The 19,937-nt window shown below is 36.2% G+C and carries 21 protein-coding genes; all 21 read left to right on the forward strand.

Features of this window, described 5'->3' with window-relative positions:
* The first annotated feature begins 2 nt into the window (after positions 1–2).
* Positions 3–218, forward strand: coding sequence for a translation initiation factor IF-1 (gene infA / locus MG292_RS05495; RefSeq protein ID WP_007136545.1), 216 nt, complete (start codon positions 3–5; stop codon positions 216–218).
* A gap of 14 nt (positions 219–232) precedes the next feature.
* Complete coding sequence (gene ykgO / locus MG292_RS05500) at positions 233–349, forward strand: type B 50S ribosomal protein L36 (RefSeq protein ID WP_002987490.1); 117 nt, start codon at positions 233–235, stop codon at positions 347–349.
* Positions 350–351: 2 nt separating this feature from the next.
* Positions 352–726 (forward strand): 30S ribosomal protein S13, encoded by a 375-nt coding sequence (gene rpsM / locus MG292_RS05505; protein WP_264533715.1) that lies wholly within the window; start codon positions 352–354, stop codon positions 724–726.
* An 8-nt stretch (positions 727–734) separates the two neighbouring features.
* Positions 735–1,118: a 30S ribosomal protein S11 gene (gene rpsK, locus MG292_RS05510; protein WP_229316093.1), complete on the forward strand. Its 384-nt coding sequence runs from the start codon at positions 735–737 to the stop codon at positions 1,116–1,118.
* 94 nt (positions 1,119–1,212) lie between these two features.
* Positions 1,213–1,818: a 30S ribosomal protein S4 gene (gene rpsD, locus MG292_RS05515; RefSeq protein ID WP_264533714.1), complete on the forward strand. Its 606-nt coding sequence runs from the start codon at positions 1,213–1,215 to the stop codon at positions 1,816–1,818.
* A gap of 21 nt (positions 1,819–1,839) precedes the next feature.
* Positions 1,840–2,832 (forward strand): DNA-directed RNA polymerase subunit alpha, encoded by a 993-nt coding sequence (locus tag MG292_RS05520; protein ID WP_264533713.1) that lies wholly within the window; start codon positions 1,840–1,842, stop codon positions 2,830–2,832.
* Between the two features lie 40 nt (positions 2,833–2,872).
* Positions 2,873–3,382 carry a 50S ribosomal protein L17 gene (gene rplQ, locus MG292_RS05525; RefSeq protein WP_264533712.1) on the forward strand — a complete coding sequence of 170 codons (510 nt, stop codon included), beginning with the start codon at positions 2,873–2,875 and terminating at the stop codon, positions 3,380–3,382.
* A 159-nt stretch (positions 3,383–3,541) separates the two neighbouring features.
* Positions 3,542–4,642 (forward strand): glutamine-hydrolyzing carbamoyl-phosphate synthase small subunit, encoded by a 1,101-nt coding sequence (gene carA / locus MG292_RS05530; protein WP_264533711.1) that lies wholly within the window; start codon positions 3,542–3,544, stop codon positions 4,640–4,642.
* Between the two features lie 242 nt (positions 4,643–4,884).
* Positions 4,885–6,177, forward strand: a complete 1,293-nt coding sequence (gene eno / locus MG292_RS05535; RefSeq protein ID WP_264533710.1) for a phosphopyruvate hydratase — start codon at positions 4,885–4,887, stop codon at positions 6,175–6,177.
* A gap of 157 nt (positions 6,178–6,334) precedes the next feature.
* Positions 6,335–7,606 carry a citrate synthase gene (locus MG292_RS05540; protein ID WP_264533709.1) on the forward strand — a complete coding sequence of 424 codons (1,272 nt, stop codon included), beginning with the start codon at positions 6,335–6,337 and terminating at the stop codon, positions 7,604–7,606.
* 77 nt (positions 7,607–7,683) lie between these two features.
* Complete coding sequence (locus MG292_RS05545; protein WP_264533708.1) at positions 7,684–8,598, forward strand: dimethylarginine dimethylaminohydrolase family protein; 915 nt, start codon at positions 7,684–7,686, stop codon at positions 8,596–8,598.
* Positions 8,599–8,673: 75 nt separating this feature from the next.
* Complete coding sequence (gene ctlX, locus MG292_RS05550) at positions 8,674–9,615, forward strand: citrulline utilization hydrolase CtlX (protein ID WP_264533707.1); 942 nt, start codon at positions 8,674–8,676, stop codon at positions 9,613–9,615.
* A 62-nt stretch (positions 9,616–9,677) separates the two neighbouring features.
* Positions 9,678–10,043 (forward strand): CoA-binding protein, encoded by a 366-nt coding sequence (locus tag MG292_RS05555; RefSeq protein ID WP_264533706.1) that lies wholly within the window; start codon positions 9,678–9,680, stop codon positions 10,041–10,043.
* Between the two features lie 36 nt (positions 10,044–10,079).
* Positions 10,080–10,700: a recombination mediator RecR gene (gene recR / locus MG292_RS05560; RefSeq protein ID WP_264533705.1), complete on the forward strand. Its 621-nt coding sequence runs from the start codon at positions 10,080–10,082 to the stop codon at positions 10,698–10,700.
* Between the two features lie 29 nt (positions 10,701–10,729).
* Positions 10,730–12,121: a UDP-glucose 6-dehydrogenase gene (locus tag MG292_RS05565; protein ID WP_264533704.1), complete on the forward strand. Its 1,392-nt coding sequence runs from the start codon at positions 10,730–10,732 to the stop codon at positions 12,119–12,121.
* A gap of 81 nt (positions 12,122–12,202) precedes the next feature.
* A complete protein-coding gene (locus MG292_RS05570; protein WP_264533703.1) occupies positions 12,203–12,667 on the forward strand; it encodes a UpxY family transcription antiterminator in 465 nt (154 codons plus the stop codon).
* Positions 12,668–13,344: 677 nt separating this feature from the next.
* On the forward strand, positions 13,345–13,776 hold the full coding sequence (locus MG292_RS05575) for an adenylyltransferase/cytidyltransferase family protein (RefSeq protein WP_264533702.1): 432 nt from the start codon (positions 13,345–13,347) through the stop codon (positions 13,774–13,776).
* Positions 13,777–13,851: 75 nt separating this feature from the next.
* Positions 13,852–14,853 carry a mannose-1-phosphate guanylyltransferase gene (locus tag MG292_RS05580; RefSeq protein WP_264533701.1) on the forward strand — a complete coding sequence of 334 codons (1,002 nt, stop codon included), beginning with the start codon at positions 13,852–13,854 and terminating at the stop codon, positions 14,851–14,853.
* Positions 14,854–14,920: 67 nt separating this feature from the next.
* Positions 14,921–17,371 carry an SLBB domain-containing protein gene (locus tag MG292_RS05585; RefSeq protein ID WP_264533700.1) on the forward strand — a complete coding sequence of 817 codons (2,451 nt, stop codon included), beginning with the start codon at positions 14,921–14,923 and terminating at the stop codon, positions 17,369–17,371.
* 477 nt (positions 17,372–17,848) lie between these two features.
* Complete coding sequence (locus tag MG292_RS05590) at positions 17,849–18,967, forward strand: Wzz/FepE/Etk N-terminal domain-containing protein (protein ID WP_319799839.1); 1,119 nt, start codon at positions 17,849–17,851, stop codon at positions 18,965–18,967.
* Positions 18,968–19,933 (forward strand): SDR family oxidoreductase, encoded by a 966-nt coding sequence (locus tag MG292_RS05595; protein ID WP_264533699.1) that lies wholly within the window; start codon positions 18,968–18,970, stop codon positions 19,931–19,933.
* Positions 19,934–19,937: the final 4 nt, after the last annotated feature.

Consider the following 19,937-nt stretch of genomic DNA (forward strand, 5'->3'; position numbering starts at 1 on the left):
TTATGGCAAAACAATCTGCAATAGAACAAGATGGATCAATCATTGAGGCATTGTCAAATGCAATGTTTCGTGTAGAGTTAGAAAACGGACATATTGTAATTGCTCATATTTCTGGGAAAATGCGTATGCATTACATCAAATTATTACCTGGTGATAAAGTGAAATTAGAAATGAGTCCTTACGATTTGTCAAAAGCAAGAATTACTTATAGATATTAAAAGATATTTCAACAATGAAAGTAAGAGCATCAGTTAAAAAGAGAAGTGCCGAGTGCATTATCGTACGTAGAAAAGGAAGATTATACGTAATCAACAAAAAGAATCCTAGATTTAAACAAAGACAAGGATAGTTATGGCAAGAATAGCAGGGGTAGATATCCCAAAAAACAAGAGAGGTGTTATAGCACTTACCTATATCTTCGGATTAGGAAAAAGTAGAGCAATTGAGATTTTAGAGAAAGCTCAAGTTAGCCAAGATAAAAAAGTTCAAGATTGGAATGATGCTGAAATCGGAGCAATTCGTGATGCAGTATCGTTTTACAAGATTGAAGGAGAATTACGCTCTGAAGTTTCTTTGAACATCAAGCGTTTAATGGATATTGGTTGTTATAGAGGTATCCGTCATAGATCTGGTCTTCCATTAAGAGGACAAAGAACTAAAAATAACTCTAGAACAAGAAAAGGTAAAAGAAAAACTGTTGCTAACAAGAAAAAAGCAACTAAATAATAAGTAATATGGCTAAAGCAACTGCAAAAAAACGTAAAGTTATCGTTGAATCAACTGGAGAAGCTCATATTTCTGCTACTTTTAACAACATCATCATTTCTTTGACAAACAAAAAAGGTGAAGTTATTTCTTGGTCTTCGGCTGGTAAAATGGGTTTTAGAGGTTCAAAAAAGAATACTCCTTATGCCGCTCAAATGGCCGCAGAAGACTGTACTAAAGTAGCTCTTGAAGCTGGACTTAAAAAAGTTAAAGTTTATGTTAAAGGACCAGGAAACGGACGTGAGTCTGCTATCCGTTCTTTACATAATGGTGGAATTGAAGTTACAGAAATTATTGATGTGACTCCAATGCCTCATAATGGATGTCGTCCTCCTAAAAGACGTAGAGTTTAATACTCAAAGTAATTTATAGTATAACCTAGATAGAACTATACGATTATCGAAGGATAAGACCTGAATTCATAATCTCTATCTTAAAAAAATTAAAATGGCAAGATATACTGGTCCAAGTACAAGAATCGCTCGTAAATTCGGCGAGGCAATTTTCGGAGACGATAAAGCTTTCGAAAGAAGAAATTATCCACCTGGTCAACACGGGATGGCTAAAAAAAGAGGAAAAAAATCTGAATATGCTGTTCAATTAATGGAAAAGCAAAAAGCTAAATATTCCTATGGTATTTTAGAAAAACAATTCAGAAATTTATTCGAAAAAGCATCAGCTACTAAAGGAGTTACTGGTGAAGTTTTATTACAATTATGTGAATCAAGATTAGACAATGTAGTTTATAGAATGGGTATTGCTCCTTCTAGAAGAGGTGCTCGTCAAATCGTTTCTCACAGACACATTACCGTGAATGGTGAAGTGGTTAATATCCCTTCTTACCACCTTAAGCCTGGTGATAAAGTTGCTGTTCGTGAAAAATCTAAATCTATAGAGGCTATCGAACGTTCTTTGTCTAATTCAAGTCATGTTTATGAATGGATTACTTGGAATAACGATCTTAAAGAGGGTACTTTTGTTTCTGTACCTGCAAGATTGCAAATTCCAGAAAACATTAAAGAACAATTAATCGTAGAGTTGTACAACAAATAATAATTGACTTAGTCGAAATTTATGGCAATATTTAATTTTCAGAAGCCCGATAAAGTTATCATGATCGATTCAACCGATTTTGAAGGTAAATTTGAATTTAGACCTTTAGAACCTGGTTATGGATTGACTGTTGGTAATGCACTTAGAAGAGTTTTGCTTTCAGCATTGGAAGGTTATGCAATTACATCGGTTCGTATCGAAGGTGTAGATCATGAGTTTTCTACTATTTCAGGAGTTGTTGAAGACGTTACTGAAATTATCCTTAATCTAAAACAAGTACGTTTCAAACGTCAAATTGAAGATGTCGATAATGAATCAGTTACTGTATCAGTTTCTGGTAAGGAGCAATTAACAGCTGGTGATTTTCAAAAATTTATTTCAGGTTTTCAAGTTTTAAATCCAGAACTTGTAATCTGTAATTTAGATAGTAAAGTCAAACTGAATTTCGATTTAACTATCGAAAAAGGTAGGGGATATGTTCCTGCTGAAGAGAACAAAAAACAAAATGCTGCAATTGGAACCATTTTTACAGATTCTATTTTTACTCCGGTAAAAAATGTAAAATATGCTATTGAAAACTTCCGTGTAGAGCAAAAAACAGATTATGAAAAATTAGTTTTTGAAATCAAAACTGATGGGTCTATTAATCCAAAAGATGCACTAACCGAAGCTGCTAAAGTTTTAATTCACCATTTCATGTTGTTTTCGGATGAAAGAATCACTCTTGAGGCAGACGAAATCGCACAAACAGAATCGTATGATGAAGAATCATTACATATGAGACAGTTGCTTAAAACTAAGCTTGTTGATATGGATCTTTCTGTAAGAGCATTAAATTGCTTGAAAGCGGCTGAAGTTGACACACTTGGTGATTTGGTATCTTTCAATAAGAATGACCTAATGAAATTCCGTAATTTTGGTAAAAAATCGTTAACTGAACTAGATGAGTTAGTGGCGGTTAAAAACCTTACTTTCGGAATGGATTTAACAAAATACAAACTAGATAAAGAATAATCTAATTTGCCATTTATGGTAGATTACATTTCATAAAGCAATGAGACACGGAAAAAAAATCAATCACTTAAGCAGACAGACTGCACATAGAAAATCTATGTTGGCTAATATGGCATGTTCATTAATTGAGCACAAGCGTATTAATACTACTGTTGCTAAAGCAAAAGCGCTTAAACAATTTGTTGAGCCATTAATAACAAAATCAAAATCTGATACGACTCACAATCGTCGTGTTGTATTTTCATACTTACGTAGTAAATATGCCGTAACTGATTTATTCAGAGACGTTGCTGCTAAAGTAGGTGACCGTCCAGGTGGATATACTCGTATCATTAAAGTTGGAAATCGTTTAGGAGATAATGCTGATATGGCAATGATCGAATTAGTTGATTTTAATGAACTTTACAACGGAGGGAAAAAAGAAGTTAAGAAAGCTAAAAGCCGTCGTGGTGGGAAAGCTAAAAAAGCAGAGGAAGTAGTTACAGAAGCAGCTCCGGTTGCCGATGCTCCGGTTGCTGAAGCTGAACCAACAACAGAAGCTGCTGAATAATTATGGTAGTAATTATTCAATAATATAAAAGGATAAGCTAATTTTTAGTTTATCCTTTTTTTTTGAATTATAACTTATCATTTGAAAAATTAAAATCTTCAAACAATTAATTGCATGTGCTGCTTTTATAAATTAAATTTGCAGCATATTTTACAACACATGAAATACACAACTAGACAAAGTGCCATATTACTATTAAGTGATGGTACCATTTTTCACGGAAAATCAATTGGAATAAGTGGAACTACTTTTGGAGAAGTATGTTTTAATACTGGAATGACAGGATACCAGGAAATTTTTACAGATCCATCGTATTTTGGTCAAATCATGGTAGCTACCAATGCACATATTGGTAATTATGGTGTTAATGATTCAGAGATTGAATCGGATGGAATAAAGATCGCTGGTTTAGTTTGTAAAAATTTCAGTTTTAATTATTCTCGAGAAGATGCTTCTGAAAGTTTAGAAGAGTATTTTACGAAACAAAATTTAATCTGTATTTCGGATGTAGATACACGTGCTTTAGTAAGCTATATTCGTGATAATGGCGCAATGAATGCGGTGATTTGTACCGATGGAACGCCTATTGAGGATTTGAAAACTGCTTTAGCCAAAACTCCTGATATGAAAGGACTAGAATTGGCTTCCAAAGTATCTACGACTACCCCTTATTTTTATGGAGATGAGAAGGCTACCTATAAAATAGCTGCTTTGGATTTAGGTATTAAAACCAATATCCTTCGAAACTTTGCATCAAGAGATTGTTATATTAAAGTTTTTCCTTACGATTCTACTTATGCTGATTTGGCTTCATTTAATCCAGATGGTTTCTTTTTATCGAATGGTCCTGGCGATCCAGATCCTTTAACTGGGGCTATTGGTGTGGCAAAAGAAATTTTAGCGAATAATAAGCCTTTATTTGGAATTTGTCTGGGACATCAAGTAATTGCTCTTGCCAATGGGGTATCTACTTATAAAATGTTTAATGGACACCGAGGAATTAATCACCCAGTAAAAAATGTGATTACTGGCAAAGGAGAGATTACGTCTCAGAATCATGGTTTTGCTGTCAATAAAGAAGAATTAGAAAATCATCCTGATTTGGAAATCACTCATTTGCATTTGAACGATGGTACAGTTGCTGGAATGCGTATGAAAAATAAAAATTGTTTTTCTGTACAATACCATCCAGAGGCTAGTCCGGGTCCTCATGATTCGTCCTATTTGTTTGATCAATTTATTGAGAATATGAAAAAATAAATAACTCCATATTTGGATGTTATCGAAAGCGGAGTATTTAACTCCGCTTTTTTTATGTAACATTTTACAGTATTTAAGTGTTATTTCTTTTAAAATTTTGATATTCATAATTCCGCTATAATTTGCACTAATAAATTACAACGTTTTCGTTAATAAGATTGATTTTTTTTGTATTCTGATTGCGAAAGATGTAATATATTTGCGTTTAAAATATAGAGTTCAACATTATAAAATAAATGATTATGAGTATTATCGTTAAAATTCACGCAAGACAAATTTTTGATTCTAGAGGAAATCCTACTATTGAAGTAGATGTAATTACAGAAAATGGTATTTTAGGAAGAGCAGCAGTACCATCTGGGGCTTCTACTGGAGAACACGAAGCTGTTGAGTTACGTGATGGAGGAAAAGCATTCTTAGGAAAAGGAGTTTTGAATGCAGTGAAAAATGTCAATACTCTTATTGCTGATGAGTTAGTAGGTACTTCTGTTTTTGAACAAAATGTATTGGATCAAATGATGATTGATTTAGATGGTACGCCAAATAAATCTAAATTAGGAGCTAATGCTATTTTAGGAGTGTCTTTGGCTGCTGCAAAAGCGGCTGCTAACGAATTGGGATTGCCATTGTATCGTTATGTAGGTGGTGTATCGGCTAACACTTTGCCAGTACCGATGATGAATATTATCAACGGAGGATCTCACTCTGATGCGCCTATCGCTTTCCAAGAGTTTATGATTTTTCCAGTAAAAGCGACTTCTTTTTCTCACTCTATGCAAATGGGTACTGAAATTTTTCACAGTTTGAAAAAAGTATTGCACGATAGAGGTCTTTCTACTGCAGTAGGTGATGAAGGTGGTTTTGCTCCTAATTTGGCTGGAGGTACAGAAGACGCTTTAGATACTATCAAAAAAGCAGTTGAGAATGCAGGGTATACTTTTGGTGACGAAATTATGATTGCTTTAGACTGCGCTTCATCGGAATTTTATGTAAATGGAAAGTACGATTATACTAAATTTGAAGGTCCAACAGGAAAGGTAAGAACATCTGCTGAACAGGCCGAATATCTAGCTGAATTGGCGTCTAAATATCCAATTATTTCTATTGAAGACGGTATGTACGAAAATGACTGGGATGGATGGAAATTATTAACAGAAAAAATTGGCGATAAAGTGCAGTTAGTTGGGGATGATTTGTTTGTTACTAATGTAGCGCGTTTGTCAACAGGTATCGAAAAAGGTATTGCCAATTCTATTTTAGTAAAAGTAAATCAAATAGGTACTTTGACAGAAACTATTGCAGCTGTAAACATGGCTAAAAATGCGGGTTATACATCAGTAATGTCTCACCGTTCAGGAGAAACAGAAGATAATACTATTGCTGATTTAGCCGTAGCATTAAACTGTGGTCAAATAAAAACAGGTTCGGCTTCACGTTCTGATCGTATGGCAAAATACAATCAGTTGATTCGTATCGAAGAAGAGCTTGGAAACACAGCATATTTCCCTGGAAAAAATGCATTTAAAGTAAAATAAATAGGTCAAATAGTATTTTTTAAAGCCATTCACGGTTCGTGAATGGCTTTTTTTTTGAATTTTAACATTTTCACTTCTATTTTCACTTTCAAATTAATATAAAATTGCTTAAATTTGAGAAATATTTATTTATTCAAGTTTATTTCCTTTTAATATTATGTCAAAAATAGCAACATTAACAATCGATGGCAATCAATTTGAGCTTCCAGTTATTACAGGAAGTGAGAATGAAGGAGCGATCGACATTAGTAAATTACGTGACGCTTCTGGTTTAATTACTCTCGATCCTGGTTATAAAAATTCAGGTTCTTGTAAGAGTGGGATTACCTTCCTTGATGGAGAATTAGGTATTTTGCGTTATCGAGGTTATGCCATTGAGGATTTAGCCGAAAAGTCAAATTTTTTAGAGGTTTCTTATTTAATTATTTTTGGCGAGTTGCCAACAGCAGCTCAATTACATCAATTTGAGGAAGACATTAGAAAATATACTTTGGTGAATGAGGAAATGAAAAACATCATTGACGGTTTTCCAAAAACTGCTCATCCTATGGGTGTATTATCTGCTTTGACTAGTGCTTTGACAGCTTTTAATCCAAAATCGGTTAATGTTGATAATAGTGCGGAGATGTATGAGGCGGTATGTAAGACTATGGGGAAATTTTTGGTTATTGCAACTTGGACTTATAGAAAAAGTATGGGATTCCCTTTGAATTATTATGATAATACAAAAGGATATGTTGAAAATTTCATGCGATTGATGTTTGAATTGCCTACTGGACCTTATGCTGCCAATCCAGTTGTGATTAATGCATTAGACAAGTTGTTTATTCTTCATGCTGACCACGAACAAAACTGTTCTACTTCTACTGTGCGTATGGTAGGTTCTTCTCATGCTGGTTTATTTGCTTCTATTTCTGCTGGTGTGTCTGCACTTTGGGGACCACTTCATGGTGGCGCTAATCAAGCTGTACTTGAAATGTTAGAGGAAATTTATAAAACAGGAGGTGATGCAGAGAAATATTTAGCTAAAGCTAAAGATAAAAATGATCCGTTCCGTTTGATGGGATTTGGGCATCGTGTTTATAAAAACTTTGATCCAAGAGCCAAAATTATTAAAAAAGCGGCAGATGAAGTTTTAGGTACTTTAGGAGTACAAGATCCTATTTTGGATATTGCTAAAAAGTTAGAAGCGGCTGCTTTAGAGGATGATTATTTCAAATCAAGAAATTTATATCCTAACGTAGATTTCTACTCTGGTATTATCTATAGAGCCTTAGGAATTCCGACCGATATGTTTACAGTTATGTTTGCAATTGGAAGATTACCAGGTTGGATTGCACAATGGAAAGAAATGCGTGAAAATAAAGAACCTATTGGTAGACCAAGACAAGTGTATGTAGGTCATCCTTTAAGAGAGTTTAAAAGATAGCCTAATTCTGAATAATCTAAAGCTTCACTTTTGGTGAAGCTTTTTTTATTACCTTCGCTTTCTTAATTCCCGAATTTATGTTGCAATTACATGTACAAGACGAAACGTCACGCTTGCGTGCGGTGGTTTTAGGAACTGCAGAAAGTAATGGGCCTACTCCACTGGCTGAGGAGGCTTATGATCCTAAATCATTAGAGCACATCAAAGCTGGAACTTATCCTGTTGAAGCCGATATGGCACTGGAAATGGATGCTTTTGAGTCGGTCTTACAAAAATATGGAGTTACGGTTTTTCGCCCTCAACTCATCCCGAATTACAATCAGATTTTTACTCGTGATATTGGATTTGTTATTGATGATGTTTTTATAAAGTCTAATATTTTACCTGATCGAGAGCGTGAGCTCGATGCGATACAGTATATCATCGACCAAATAGCACCTGATAAGGTGGTACGACCTCCTGAAGAAGTTCATATTGAAGGAGGAGATGTGATGTTGTGGAGGGATTATATTTTTGTAGGGACTTATAAAGGGAGTGATTACAAAGACTATATTACTGCCCGAACTAATCTGCAAGGGGTAGAGTACCTCCGAAAACTATTTCCCAATAAAATAGTAAAGGAATTCGATTTGGTTAAATCCAAAATAGAAGCCCGAGATAATGCCTTGCATTTGGATTGTTGTTTTCAGCCTGTGGGTAAAGACAAAGGAATTATATACAAAAGAGGCTTTCGTGAGGAGGCGGATTATTTATTCTTAGTGAATTTGTTTGGAAAAGAAAATTTGTTTCATATCAAGCGCAAGGAAATGTACCATATGTATTCTAATGTGTTTTCCATAGCTCCAGATGTTGTTGTTTCTGAAAGGAAGTTTAGCCGTTTGAACCATTGGCTTAGAGAAAACGGATTTACAGTAGAAGAAGTACCTTATGCCGAAATAGCTAAACAAGAAGGGTTGTTGCGTTGCTCGACATTGCCATTGATTAGAGAATAAATGTGTTTAAAGTTTAAAGTTTAAGGTTGTTGCTAACTTTAAACTTCTAACTTTAAACTTTAAACAATAAAAAAAATGAACCAAACTACTAACGCTATCCTAATGATTCGCCCCGTGGCGTTTCGAATGAACGAACAAACTGCTGTCAATAATTACTACCAAAAAGTGTTGGACGGATTATTACCCGCAACGGTTAATGCTAAGGCACAACAGGAATTTGATGCTTTCGTTGCGCAATTGCGTGCTGTGGGTATTCAGGTTATTGTGGTAGAGGATACTACTGATACTGATACGCCCGATAGTATTTTTCCAAACAATTGGATTTCGTTTCACGAAAATGGTGATGTGGTTTTGTATCCTATGTTTGCTGAAAACCGTCGTTTGGAACGTCGTGAAGATATCTTAGATGTATTAGAAGACGAGGGTTTTGTGGTCAACGAAATAATGGATTACACTTCGGCAGAAACTGAGGGGTTTTTCTTGGAAGGCACTGGGAGTATTGTGTTGGATCGAGAAAATGGAAAAGCGTATTGTGCGTTGTCTCCGCGCGCTGATGAAGAATTGTTTATTGAGTTTTGTGAAGATTTTGAATACACCCCCGTTATTTTTGAAGCCTTTCAGACTGTTGGTGATGAACGTAAGTTGATTTATCATACCAATGTGATGATGTGTATTGGTGATACTTTTGCCGTAATTTGCGCTGATTGTATTGACGATAAAAAAGAACGTAAAATGGTCTTGGACAGTTTGCGTGGTGATGAAAAAGAAATAATTCTGATTACTGAAGCACAGTTGAATCATTTTGCGGGTAATATGCTAGAAGTAATTGGGGCTAATGAGCGACGATATTTAGTGATGAGCGCTTCGGCATACCAAAGCTTAACCAAGAAACAAATTGCCCAATTAGAAGAGCATGTGACTATTTTGAAAGCTAGTTTGGATACTATTGAAGCTTGTGGAGGGGGTAGTGCGCGTTGTATGATAGCTGAAATTTTCTTGCCTAAATCGACGGTTTAGTCCGAATAATTTGACACAAACGTTTCTTTTTTGATTACTTTTGTAGCATACAATTTAAATCGATGAAAAATAAAAAAACTTTGGTGCTTGGGGCAACTACTAATCCCGAACGTTATGCTTTTAAAGCTATTGCTGCTTTGGTTGCCAAAGGGCACTCGGTAGTAGCGATTGGGCAAAATACAGGTGAAGTGGCAGGTATTACAATTCAAACTAAAGCACTACCTATTAAAAACATCGATACAGTTAGTTTGTACCTCAATCCAGTTCGTCAAAGGGAATATTACAATTATATTATTGAAGCCCATCCTAATCGTGTTATTTTTAATCCAGGAACTGAAAATCCGGAGTTTTATCAATTGTTAGCATTGAACGATATTCAGGTGGAAGTGGCTTGTACTTTGGTTTTATTGGCTACCAACCAATATTAAGTCAATTCATTTATCCAATTCACTATTTTTGTATCCATGGAATTTTCTTCAAAATTATTAGAAAAAGCAGTTAACGAAATGTCGCAATTGCCAGGTATTGGTAAGCGTACGGCTTTGCGATTGGTTTTGCATTTGTTGAAACAGCCTCAGGAGCAAACGCAGTATTTGTCTCAAGCACTTACTACAATGCGCGAAGACATCAAACATTGTACTAGTTGCAATAATATTTCGGATTATGATTTGTGTGAAATTTGTTCTAATACCAATAGGAATCATCAAATTATTTGTGTAGTAGAGGATATTCGCGATGTGATGGCTATTGAAAACACAGGCCAGTTTAAAGGAATTTATCATGTATTGGGAGGAAAAATATCACCAATTGATGGAGTAGGTCCGAGTCAGTTGCATATTAATCCTTTGATTGAAAAAGTAAAACAAGGAGGGGTAAGAGAAATCATTTTTGCGTTAAGTTCTACTATGGAAGGAGATACTACCAATTTTTATATTTACAAGCAAATTATGGATTATCCAGTGGAATTATCTACGATAGCAAGAGGGATTTCGGTGGGAGATGAACTAGAATATGCAGATGAAGTAACATTAGGACGTAGTATTTTACAACGGGTTCCGTTTGAAAAATCCATGGTAAAAAATTAAATAAAAGTCAAACGACTAATTATAAATAAATGAAGATTACAAAAATTTGTTGTATTGGAGCAGGTTATGTGGGAGGGCCTACCATGGCGGTAATTGCTCAAAAATGTCCAGATATTCAGGTAACGGTAGTAGATTTGAATGCTGATCGTATTGCGGCTTGGAATGATAAAAACGTAGATGCTATTCCGATTTATGAACCAGGATTGAGTGCTGTTGTAGCAGAAGCCAGAGGCAGAAACCTCTTTTTTTCTACAGATGTTGAAAAAGCCATTGATGAAGCGCAATTGATTTTTATTTCGGTAAATACGCCTACCAAGACTTATGGAAAAGGAAAAGGAATGGCTGCCGATTTGAAATACATTGAGTTGTGTGCGCGTCAAATTGCTCAGGTGGCCAAAGACAATAAAATTGTGGTCGAGAAATCTACGTTGCCTGTTCGTACTGCCGAGGCGATTAAAAATATATTGGACCATACAGGTAATGGAGTGCAATTTCAAATTTTGTCAAATCCAGAATTTTTAGCAGAAGGAACTGCAGTGGAAGATTTATTGCATCCAGATCGTATTTTAATTGGTGGTGATACTACTCCTGATGGGCAAGAAGCGATTCAGTCTTTGGTGGATGTATATGCGAATTGGGTACCCAGCGACAAAATTTTAACGACCAATGTTTGGTCTTCTGAATTATCTAAATTAACAGCTAATGCTTTTTTAGCGCAGCGTATTTCTTCGATTAATGCGCTATCTGAATTATGTGAAAAGACAGGAGCTGATGTAACCGAAGTAGCTCGTGCTATTGGGATGGATAGTCGCATTGGTTCTAAATTTTTAAAGTCTTCTGTTGGTTTTGGAGGCTCTTGTTTTCAAAAAGACATATTGAATTTGGTCTATATCGCTAAGTCGTATGGATTGAATGAAGTAGCAGATTATTGGGAACAAGTGATTATCATGAATGACCATCAAAAAAGACGTTTTTCGGCTAAAATTGTTCAAACATTATACAATACAGTAGCATCTAAAAAGATTGCTTTTTTGGGTTGGGCCTTCAAAAAAGATACTAATGATACTCGAGAATCGGCAGCTATTTATGTGGCGGATGATTTGATTAATGAACAGGCCCAAATCGCTGTATATGATCCGAAGGTACCTGCGGCTAAAGTGCTGGCTGATTTGGATTATTTGGAAACACGTACACCTGAGTCCAATGCACAATCAGTAGCCTCTTTTGGTACACCTTACGAAGCCTGTGCTGGTGCGCATGCTATTGCGGTATTGACTGAATGGGATGAATTTACCACCTATGATTGGCAAAAAATATACGATGGGATGCAAAAACCTGCTTTTATATTTGATGGGCGTAATTTATTGCATCGTTCTGAAATGGAAGCTATTGGGTTTGTTTATCACGGTATTGGGGCTTAATTTTTTTTAACTTTTAAATAATGTCTAACCTTGGCGTCACTGCCTGCGGCTGGCAGGCTAGCGTCTTTGCGGCAAAACAACATGAACTGGTACGTACTTTATACAAAACCCAAATGGGAAAAAAAAGTTACCGAGCAATTGCAAGCTATTGGAATTGAATGCTATTGCCCTTTGGTGACCAAAGAGCGTCAATGGTCGGATCGAAAAAAGAAGGTAGAAGTACCGTTGTTTAATTCGTATGTTTTTGTGCATTTGGAAGATAAAGATCGTCCTTCGGTGTTTCAATCTCCAGGGGCAGTACGGTATTTGTTTTGGTTGCAAAAACCTGCGATTGTCCGTGAAGACGAAATTGCTACTATTAAAAAATGGCTCAATTCTCCTGATCTTGCTGAAATTGAAGTGAGTACCTATCAAGTAGGCGAAACCATTCAACTAGAATCTGGTCCTTTTGTGAACCAACAAGCTGTAGTGCAGGAAGTAACTGCTTCTCACTATATTCTAGTTTTGGAATCAATGGGTTGTGTGTTGAGGATGAAGCATAAGTAAGTGTTGTCTGTTGATGGTTGTCAGTTGATGGTTGTCAGTTGACGGTTTTCAGTTGACAGTTCAGTTGACTGTGGTACTTTAGTCAACGTAATTACTTTTTTCTGCCACGAAACTGTCGACGCTAGGTCGCAAAGGTTTTATTATTTGTTGTCGGTCATTCAGAAGGCAGAGAAGCCTGCCTGCGGCAGTCAGGCAATCTTTAGTTGTATTGGTTAAACTTCGTAAATCGTACTTCGTACTTCGTAAATTGTAACACACCCCTAGCCCCTATAACTCTAGTTTTTATTGTTTTTTTGGAATCGTTGAATCTTCGATTTCAAGAAAGGAATGTCTACTATTAAATAGACGAATTGGTACATTTTCAAATGAATACATTTTATGATTCGTATTTTCTCCAGAAGCGTCTCTTTTGTGCCTCTTTCTTCTCACTAATTTTAGTGATATTTTGTTTTTTATTTTTGGCTATGTTTGTACTTATAATTGATAATTAAGGTATTAGAAAAGACAGGATAGTAGTGATAATTTATAGTATCCGTATAGTTTAAAAAACTTACAAAATATTGGTTTATTTTTACTATTTTTGCGTTACTTTTACTATCCGTTTTTCAGTTTTTTATGGGACTGGAAACGGCGAAGCTGTGTCTTAAATTCAAATTTTTATTTAAAAATAAAATTATATGAGTGCCAAACTAAGAGTAGGAATCACCTTTAGTGCCTTTGATTTATTGCATGCAGGGCATATTACTATGTTGGAAGAAGCCAAAAGGCAATGTGATTATTTGATTTGTGGCTTGCAAACCGATCCTACTTTGGACCGACCAGATAAAAATCGTCCTGTACAATCGGTAGTGGAGCGATACATTCAATTGAAGGGATGTAAGTTTGTAGATGAAATTGTGCCGTATGCTACAGAGCAGGATTTGGAAGATATTTTACGTTCATTCAAGATAGATGTTCGCATTATTGGAGACGAATATCAAGATAAAAATTTTACAGGTAGAACCTATTGCGAAGACAAAGGGATTGAATTGTATTTTAATAAGCGAGAACATCGTTTTTCTAGTAGCAGCCTTCGTCAAGAAGTAGCAGAGAAACAGGCTAAAAAGTAGTTATACCTTATTGGTTGTCAGTTGTTAGTTATCAGTTGTTGGTTGAAATGTTACAACTGTTAAAAAATAGATAGTATGAGTTCATCTATTGTGCATGTTATTCTTACTGGGGGAGTAGGGAGTCGTTTGTGGCCTCTCTCTCGAAAAAGTCAGCCCAAGCAATATTTAGAATTGTTTGAAGGGAAGTCTTTGTTTGAAATGACTGTGGAACGCAATAGTCATTTAGTCAATCAAGTGATGGTTGTGGGGAATGTGGATAATTGCCATTTGAGCAAAAAAGTGTTGGAGAAAACGCAAACTACTTACATCAATATTGTAGAGGCTACCCCAAGAAATACGGCTGCAGCCATTGCTTTTGCCGCTTTTGCCGCTGCACCTGATGCCATTTTAATTGTGACGCCTTCCGATCATATTATTGACGAAATGGATGCCTACAACAGTGCGATTACTGAAGCTATTGCTAAGGCGCAAGAAGATTATATTGTTACCTTTGGAATTGTACCCACAAAACCTGAAACTGGATTTGGATATATTGAGTATCAAGATGATGCTGTACTTTCATTTCGCGAAAAACCGAATAAAGCTACTGCTGTCGATTTTATTTCGAGAGGTAACTTTTTATGGAACAGCGGGATGTTTTGTTTTAAGGCTAAAGTTTTGTTAGAGGAATTGCATCAATTTGAGCCAACCGTTTTTGAGAAAGCTCAAGCTGCTTGGAAAGCGAATCAAGAAGGACAATTAAATTTGGATTTATCTATGGCTATCCCATCGATTAGTATTGATTATGCCGTGATGGAGCGATCTAAAAAAATTAAAGTTGTTGCTTCTGCTTTCAATTGGTCTGACTTAGGATCTTTTGAATCGGTGTACGATTATTTGCTCAATCAAGGTCATCCTGTTGATGATCAAGGCAATATGGTGATTGGTACGGATGTCTTTTCCACATTTATTGGATTGAAAAACACCATTTTTGTCAGCACTCCTGATGCTAATTTGATTTTGCAAAAAGAACAATCACAGGATGTAAAGTATATTTATAATCAATTAGAAAAAGAAAATTCCCAACTACTACTATAACAATTTAATAATGTAACAATTAAACAATTGATATATTGCTACATTACTTCATTTACAAATTTTTAATATGAAAAAAATACTATCACTCGCGCTTTTGTTTTTTGCCTTGATGCAAAGTACACCAATTGTAGCGCAGGATTTGATGAAAGCACAAGATTTAAGTACCTTGAAAGTGGACTATTTGTCGGATACTGACTTGGCTAAAATTCGTACGCAGTTAGAAACGAACAAGCTTACCATTGATCAGGCCGAGCAATTGGCTTTATCTAAGGGAATGTCAGCCTCTGAATTTGCGAAATTAAAAGCACGTTTGGGAATGAAATCGGCAGTTGTAGCCCCTATTAAAAAAGGAAATTTAGAAGGAGAAACTTCAGAAGAGTATGGTCGCAAGCAAGAACCTATTGTGAACAAAAAGGTAAAAGATACCTTGAATACTCTGGTTTTTGGTTCGGAACTATTTGATACTCCTAGTTTGAATTTTGAGCCTAATCTAAAATTAGCTACTCCAGTTAATTATGTTTTAGGACCTGGAGATGAATTGCAAATTAGTGTCTATGGTATCCAAGAATTTAGTGATGCAGTACCTGTTACCGTTGAAGGGAAGGTCAATATCCAGTATGTGGGTCAAATAGCGGTTTCCGGGATGACTATTGAAGCTGCAAGTGTAAAAATACGCAATGCTATTGCAAGAGTGTATAGTACAGTACGTTCAGGACAATCCCAAGTAGGCATTAGTTTGAGTCGCATTCGTACCATTAAAGTGACTTTGATTGGGAGTAAACAACCTGGGAATTACTCGGTTTCCTCTTTGGCAACGGTGTATAATGCGTTGTATTTAGGAGGTGGTCCAGCTAAAAATGGCAGCTATCGTAACATTGAGTTGATTCGTAACAATAAAGTGTACCGTACTATTGATTTGTACCGTTTTTTGGTGCATGGCAACCAGTCGGATAATATTGGATTGAAGGATAATGATGTGATTCGTATTCCGGCCTATAACCAAAGAGTTACGCTTGAAGGGCAGGTAAAACGTCCTGGTATTTTTGAGATGAAATCTGGAGAGAGTTTTCAAGATTTGTTGACATTTGCCTCTGGATTTAATGAGTTTGCCTATACTGCATCGGTGAATGTGTTGCAAAAAACAGATAAAGAGTTCAAGGTAAAAGATATTAAAGCGGCCGATTATAAAGTGTACAAACCCCGTTCTGGAGATGTGTTTACAGTAGCCAAAATTTTAAATCGTTTTGAAAATCGTATCAAAATTGAAGGGGCAGTTTTTAGACCCAATACCTATTCTTTTTATGAAGGGATGCGTATTGCTGATTTGATTGCTAAAGCCGATGGACTGAAAGAAGACGCCTATGCGACTCGTGCTACCATTGTGCGTTTGAAATCGGATTTTACTAAGGAGTCTGTTGCAGTTGATTTAGGAAAAGCGCTTCGCGGAGATGCTCAAGCGAATATTTTGCTCAAAAAAGAAGATGTAGTAACCGTATATTCTATCTTGGATTTCAAAGAAGAGTATCAAGTGACTATTGATGGTGAAATTAAAAAACCAGGGACTTATGATTTTAATCCGGCTTTGACTTTGAATGATTTACTAGTACAAGCAGGCGGTCTCACGGGTTCAGCATCTAAACGGGTGGAGATTGCTCGTATGATTCAATCGGATGAGGTAAATGAAAAAAGTACGGCTCGAGTAGCATTATTTAATCTAGAAATTACCCCTGGAAATAATGAACAAGCTGAAAATTTTGTTTTGGCTCCCTTTGATGTAGTCAATATTCGTAGAATGGCGGTGTACGAAAAGCCAGAGATGGTTAGTGTGACTGGAGCTGTAGCCTATGCTGGTAAATATGTTTTGGCAGATAAAAAAGAAAAGATTTACAGTGTGATTCAACGAGCGGGTGGCTTGACCTCTTTGGCAGATGCTAAAGGAGTAAAAATAAAGCGTCCTATTCAAGCCAAACAAATTGAAGATTTAGAAAATGTCAATTTTGATGTGACTAAAAATGTAGTCGATGCAGGGATGACTAAAAAAGATACGGTACAGAATAAAGCGCTTAAAAAATTGAAAGAAGAATTGAAATATGCGACTATTCCTGTAGATTGGGATCGCATTGTACGTAATCCTAAAAGCCGTACCAATATTACCTTACTTCCTGGAGATGAAATTGAAGTCGCTGCCTTTAGCGAAAGTGTTAAAGTGACCGGTAATGTATTGTTGACTTCGGAGATTCCGTACAATAGTGGTAGAGGAATTAATTACTATTTGAATGCTGTGGGGGGGACTGATGCTAAAGCATGGAAGAAAAAAGCCTATGTAGTGTATCCTAACGGAAAAGCTGCAGTAACGGGATCGTTCTTGTTTTTTAAAACCTATCCTAAAGTAACACCAGGTTCTCAAATTATTATTCCTGAGAAGCCTGAGACCAAGAAAATGACAACAGGAGAATGGGTAAGTATTGGAAGTGTCATGACGAGTTTGGCGTTGTTGATTGTAACGGCGTTTAAGTAATTTGCGATATACGATATTAGCTTCGCTCCCCACATACTCTGCTCCAAGTATTCGCAGACTTTGGCTTCGCCTCGGGTCGAAGTACGATTTAGGAATGTACCAATTTGAAAATGTAATAATGTAACAATGTGTGTATAATAGTACTTTTACTGGAAGAACACAGATTGAAGAAATTATAGAAATAATTTACGATATACGAAGTACGATATTAGCTTCGCTCCGTTCGGCTTCGCCTCGGGTCGAGGTACGATGTTAGAAGTACGATTTACGAAGTTTAACCAATACAACTAAAGATTGCCTGACTGCCGCAGGCAGGCTTCTCTGCGTTCGCAATGACAGGTAATCGATAACGATAAAATAAATTAACCTGCGAATCAGCGGTGATAAAATTGCTTCACTGCTTTCGCAATGACTAAACTTAGCGCCCTAGCGTCTTAGCGGCAAAAGCGCCTTAGCGGTAAAAAATAGTATTTTTGAATGATGAACAAGGAACAACGAATGTTGAAAAACGAACCATCAACCAACAACTATCAACCAACAACTACAATGGAGAACGACGAAATCACCCTTAAAGAACTACTCGAGAAAGCCAAAGAATGGTATTCGTACTTGGTATCACAATGGAAGTTCATTGTGTTAGCGGGTGTAGTAGGAGCGGCTTTAGGGCTTGGCTATTCTTTTATGAAAAAACCGGTATATACTGCCACCTTATCTTTTGCCTTAGAAGATGAGAAATCAGCAGGAGGAATTAGTGGCGCTCTAGGCTTAGCGAGTTCCTTGGGGTTTGATTTAGGAGGTAGTGGTGGTGGCGCCTTCTCAGGGGCTAATTTGACCGAATTATTCAAATCTCGCTCTATGGTGGAGCAAACTTTGATGCAACCGGTATTCGATGGGAAGGATACGATTTCTTTGGCTGAACTATACATTCGTACTCAGGAATGGAGAGAAAAATGGCAAGAAAAACCAAAATTAAAAGCCATACAATTTCCTCCTTTGACCAAGCAAAAGTACTTTACCCGTGAACACGATAGTATTATGGGCAAGATGTATGAAGATTTGTCTAAGACGAGTTTGACGGTTGCCCAAAAAGACAAAAAAATATCGATTATCAGTATTGATGTCAAATCAGAGAATGAGGCCTTTGCTAAAGCGTTCTCAGAAACTTTAGCGAAACAGGTATCGGACTTTTACGTGGATACGAAGAGTAAAAAAGCCCGAATGAATATGGCTATTTTACAAAAGCAAACGGATTCCATTCGTGCTGAATTGAATGGTGCCATCACTGGAGTGGCGGTAGCTAATGATAATACCTTTATGCTAAACCCTGCCTTGAACGTGAATCGTACGCCTTCGGCAAAACGACAAGTAGACGTACAAGCCAATACGGCTATTTTAACCGAATTAGTGAAACAAACGGAACTGGCTAAAGTTACCCTGCGCAAAGAAACCCCATTGATTCAAGTGATTGATCGTCCCATTTTGCCTCTGCCCAAAGAACAATTTGGAAAAGCCAAAGGGATTGTATTGGGTGGACTATTAGCGGGATTTTTGGTGACCTTGGGTCTAATTTTAAAAAGAATATTAAATAGTTTATAAATGAAAATACTAATAACAGGTGGGGCTGGATTTATTGGCTCTAATCTTTGCGACTATTTTATTGAAAAAGAATATCAGGTAGTTTGTCTAGATAATTTTGCAACAGGACATTTGCACAATCTAGATCAAGTAATCAATCATTCTAATTTTACTTTAATTGAAGGCGATATTAGGAAAATCGAAGATTGCCAAAAAGCAGTGCAAGGAGTTGATTATGTTTTGCATCAAGCAGCCTTAGGGTCTGTTCCTCGATCTATTAAGGATCCCATTACAACTAATGAAGTGAATGTTTCTGGTTTTTTGAATATGTTGACTGCAGCTCGAGATGCTAAAGTGAAACGTTTTATATATGCAGCTAGTTCCTCAACTTATGGAGACTCTCAAGGTTTGCCCAAAGTCGAAGATGTTATTGGGAAACCACTTTCTCCTTACGCCATTACTAAATATGTCAACGAACTATATGCCGAAATATTTAGTAAAACTTATGGTATTGAGACAATAGGTTTACGTTATTTTAATGTTTTTGGAAGAAAGCAAGATCCAAATGGTGCTTATGCAGCGGTGATACCTTTGTTTGTAAAGCAATTAATGAACTATGAAAGCCCTGTAATTAACGGAGATGGTAATTACTCAAGGGATTTTACTTACATTGATAATGTGATTCAAATGAATGAATTAGCAATTACTACCCAAAATCCTGAAGCTATCAATACAGTATATAATACGGCTTACGGAGACAGAACAACGCTTACACAATTAGTAAAATTATTGAAAGATAATTTAGCCCTTTTTGATCCTAAAATTGCTGAGGTAGAAGTACTACACGGACCAAATAGAGCTGGAGATATACCTCATTCTTTAGCTAGTATTGACAAAGCAAAAAATAATTTAGGATACCATCCTCAATATTCTATTGAACAAGGTATTCAAGAAGCGGTTTCTTGGTACTTTCATAATTTAAAGTAATAGA

This window comes from Flavobacterium keumense, from assembly GCF_029866485.1.
In the GTDB taxonomy this organism is placed as follows: domain Bacteria; phylum Bacteroidota; class Bacteroidia; order Flavobacteriales; family Flavobacteriaceae; genus Flavobacterium; species Flavobacterium keumense.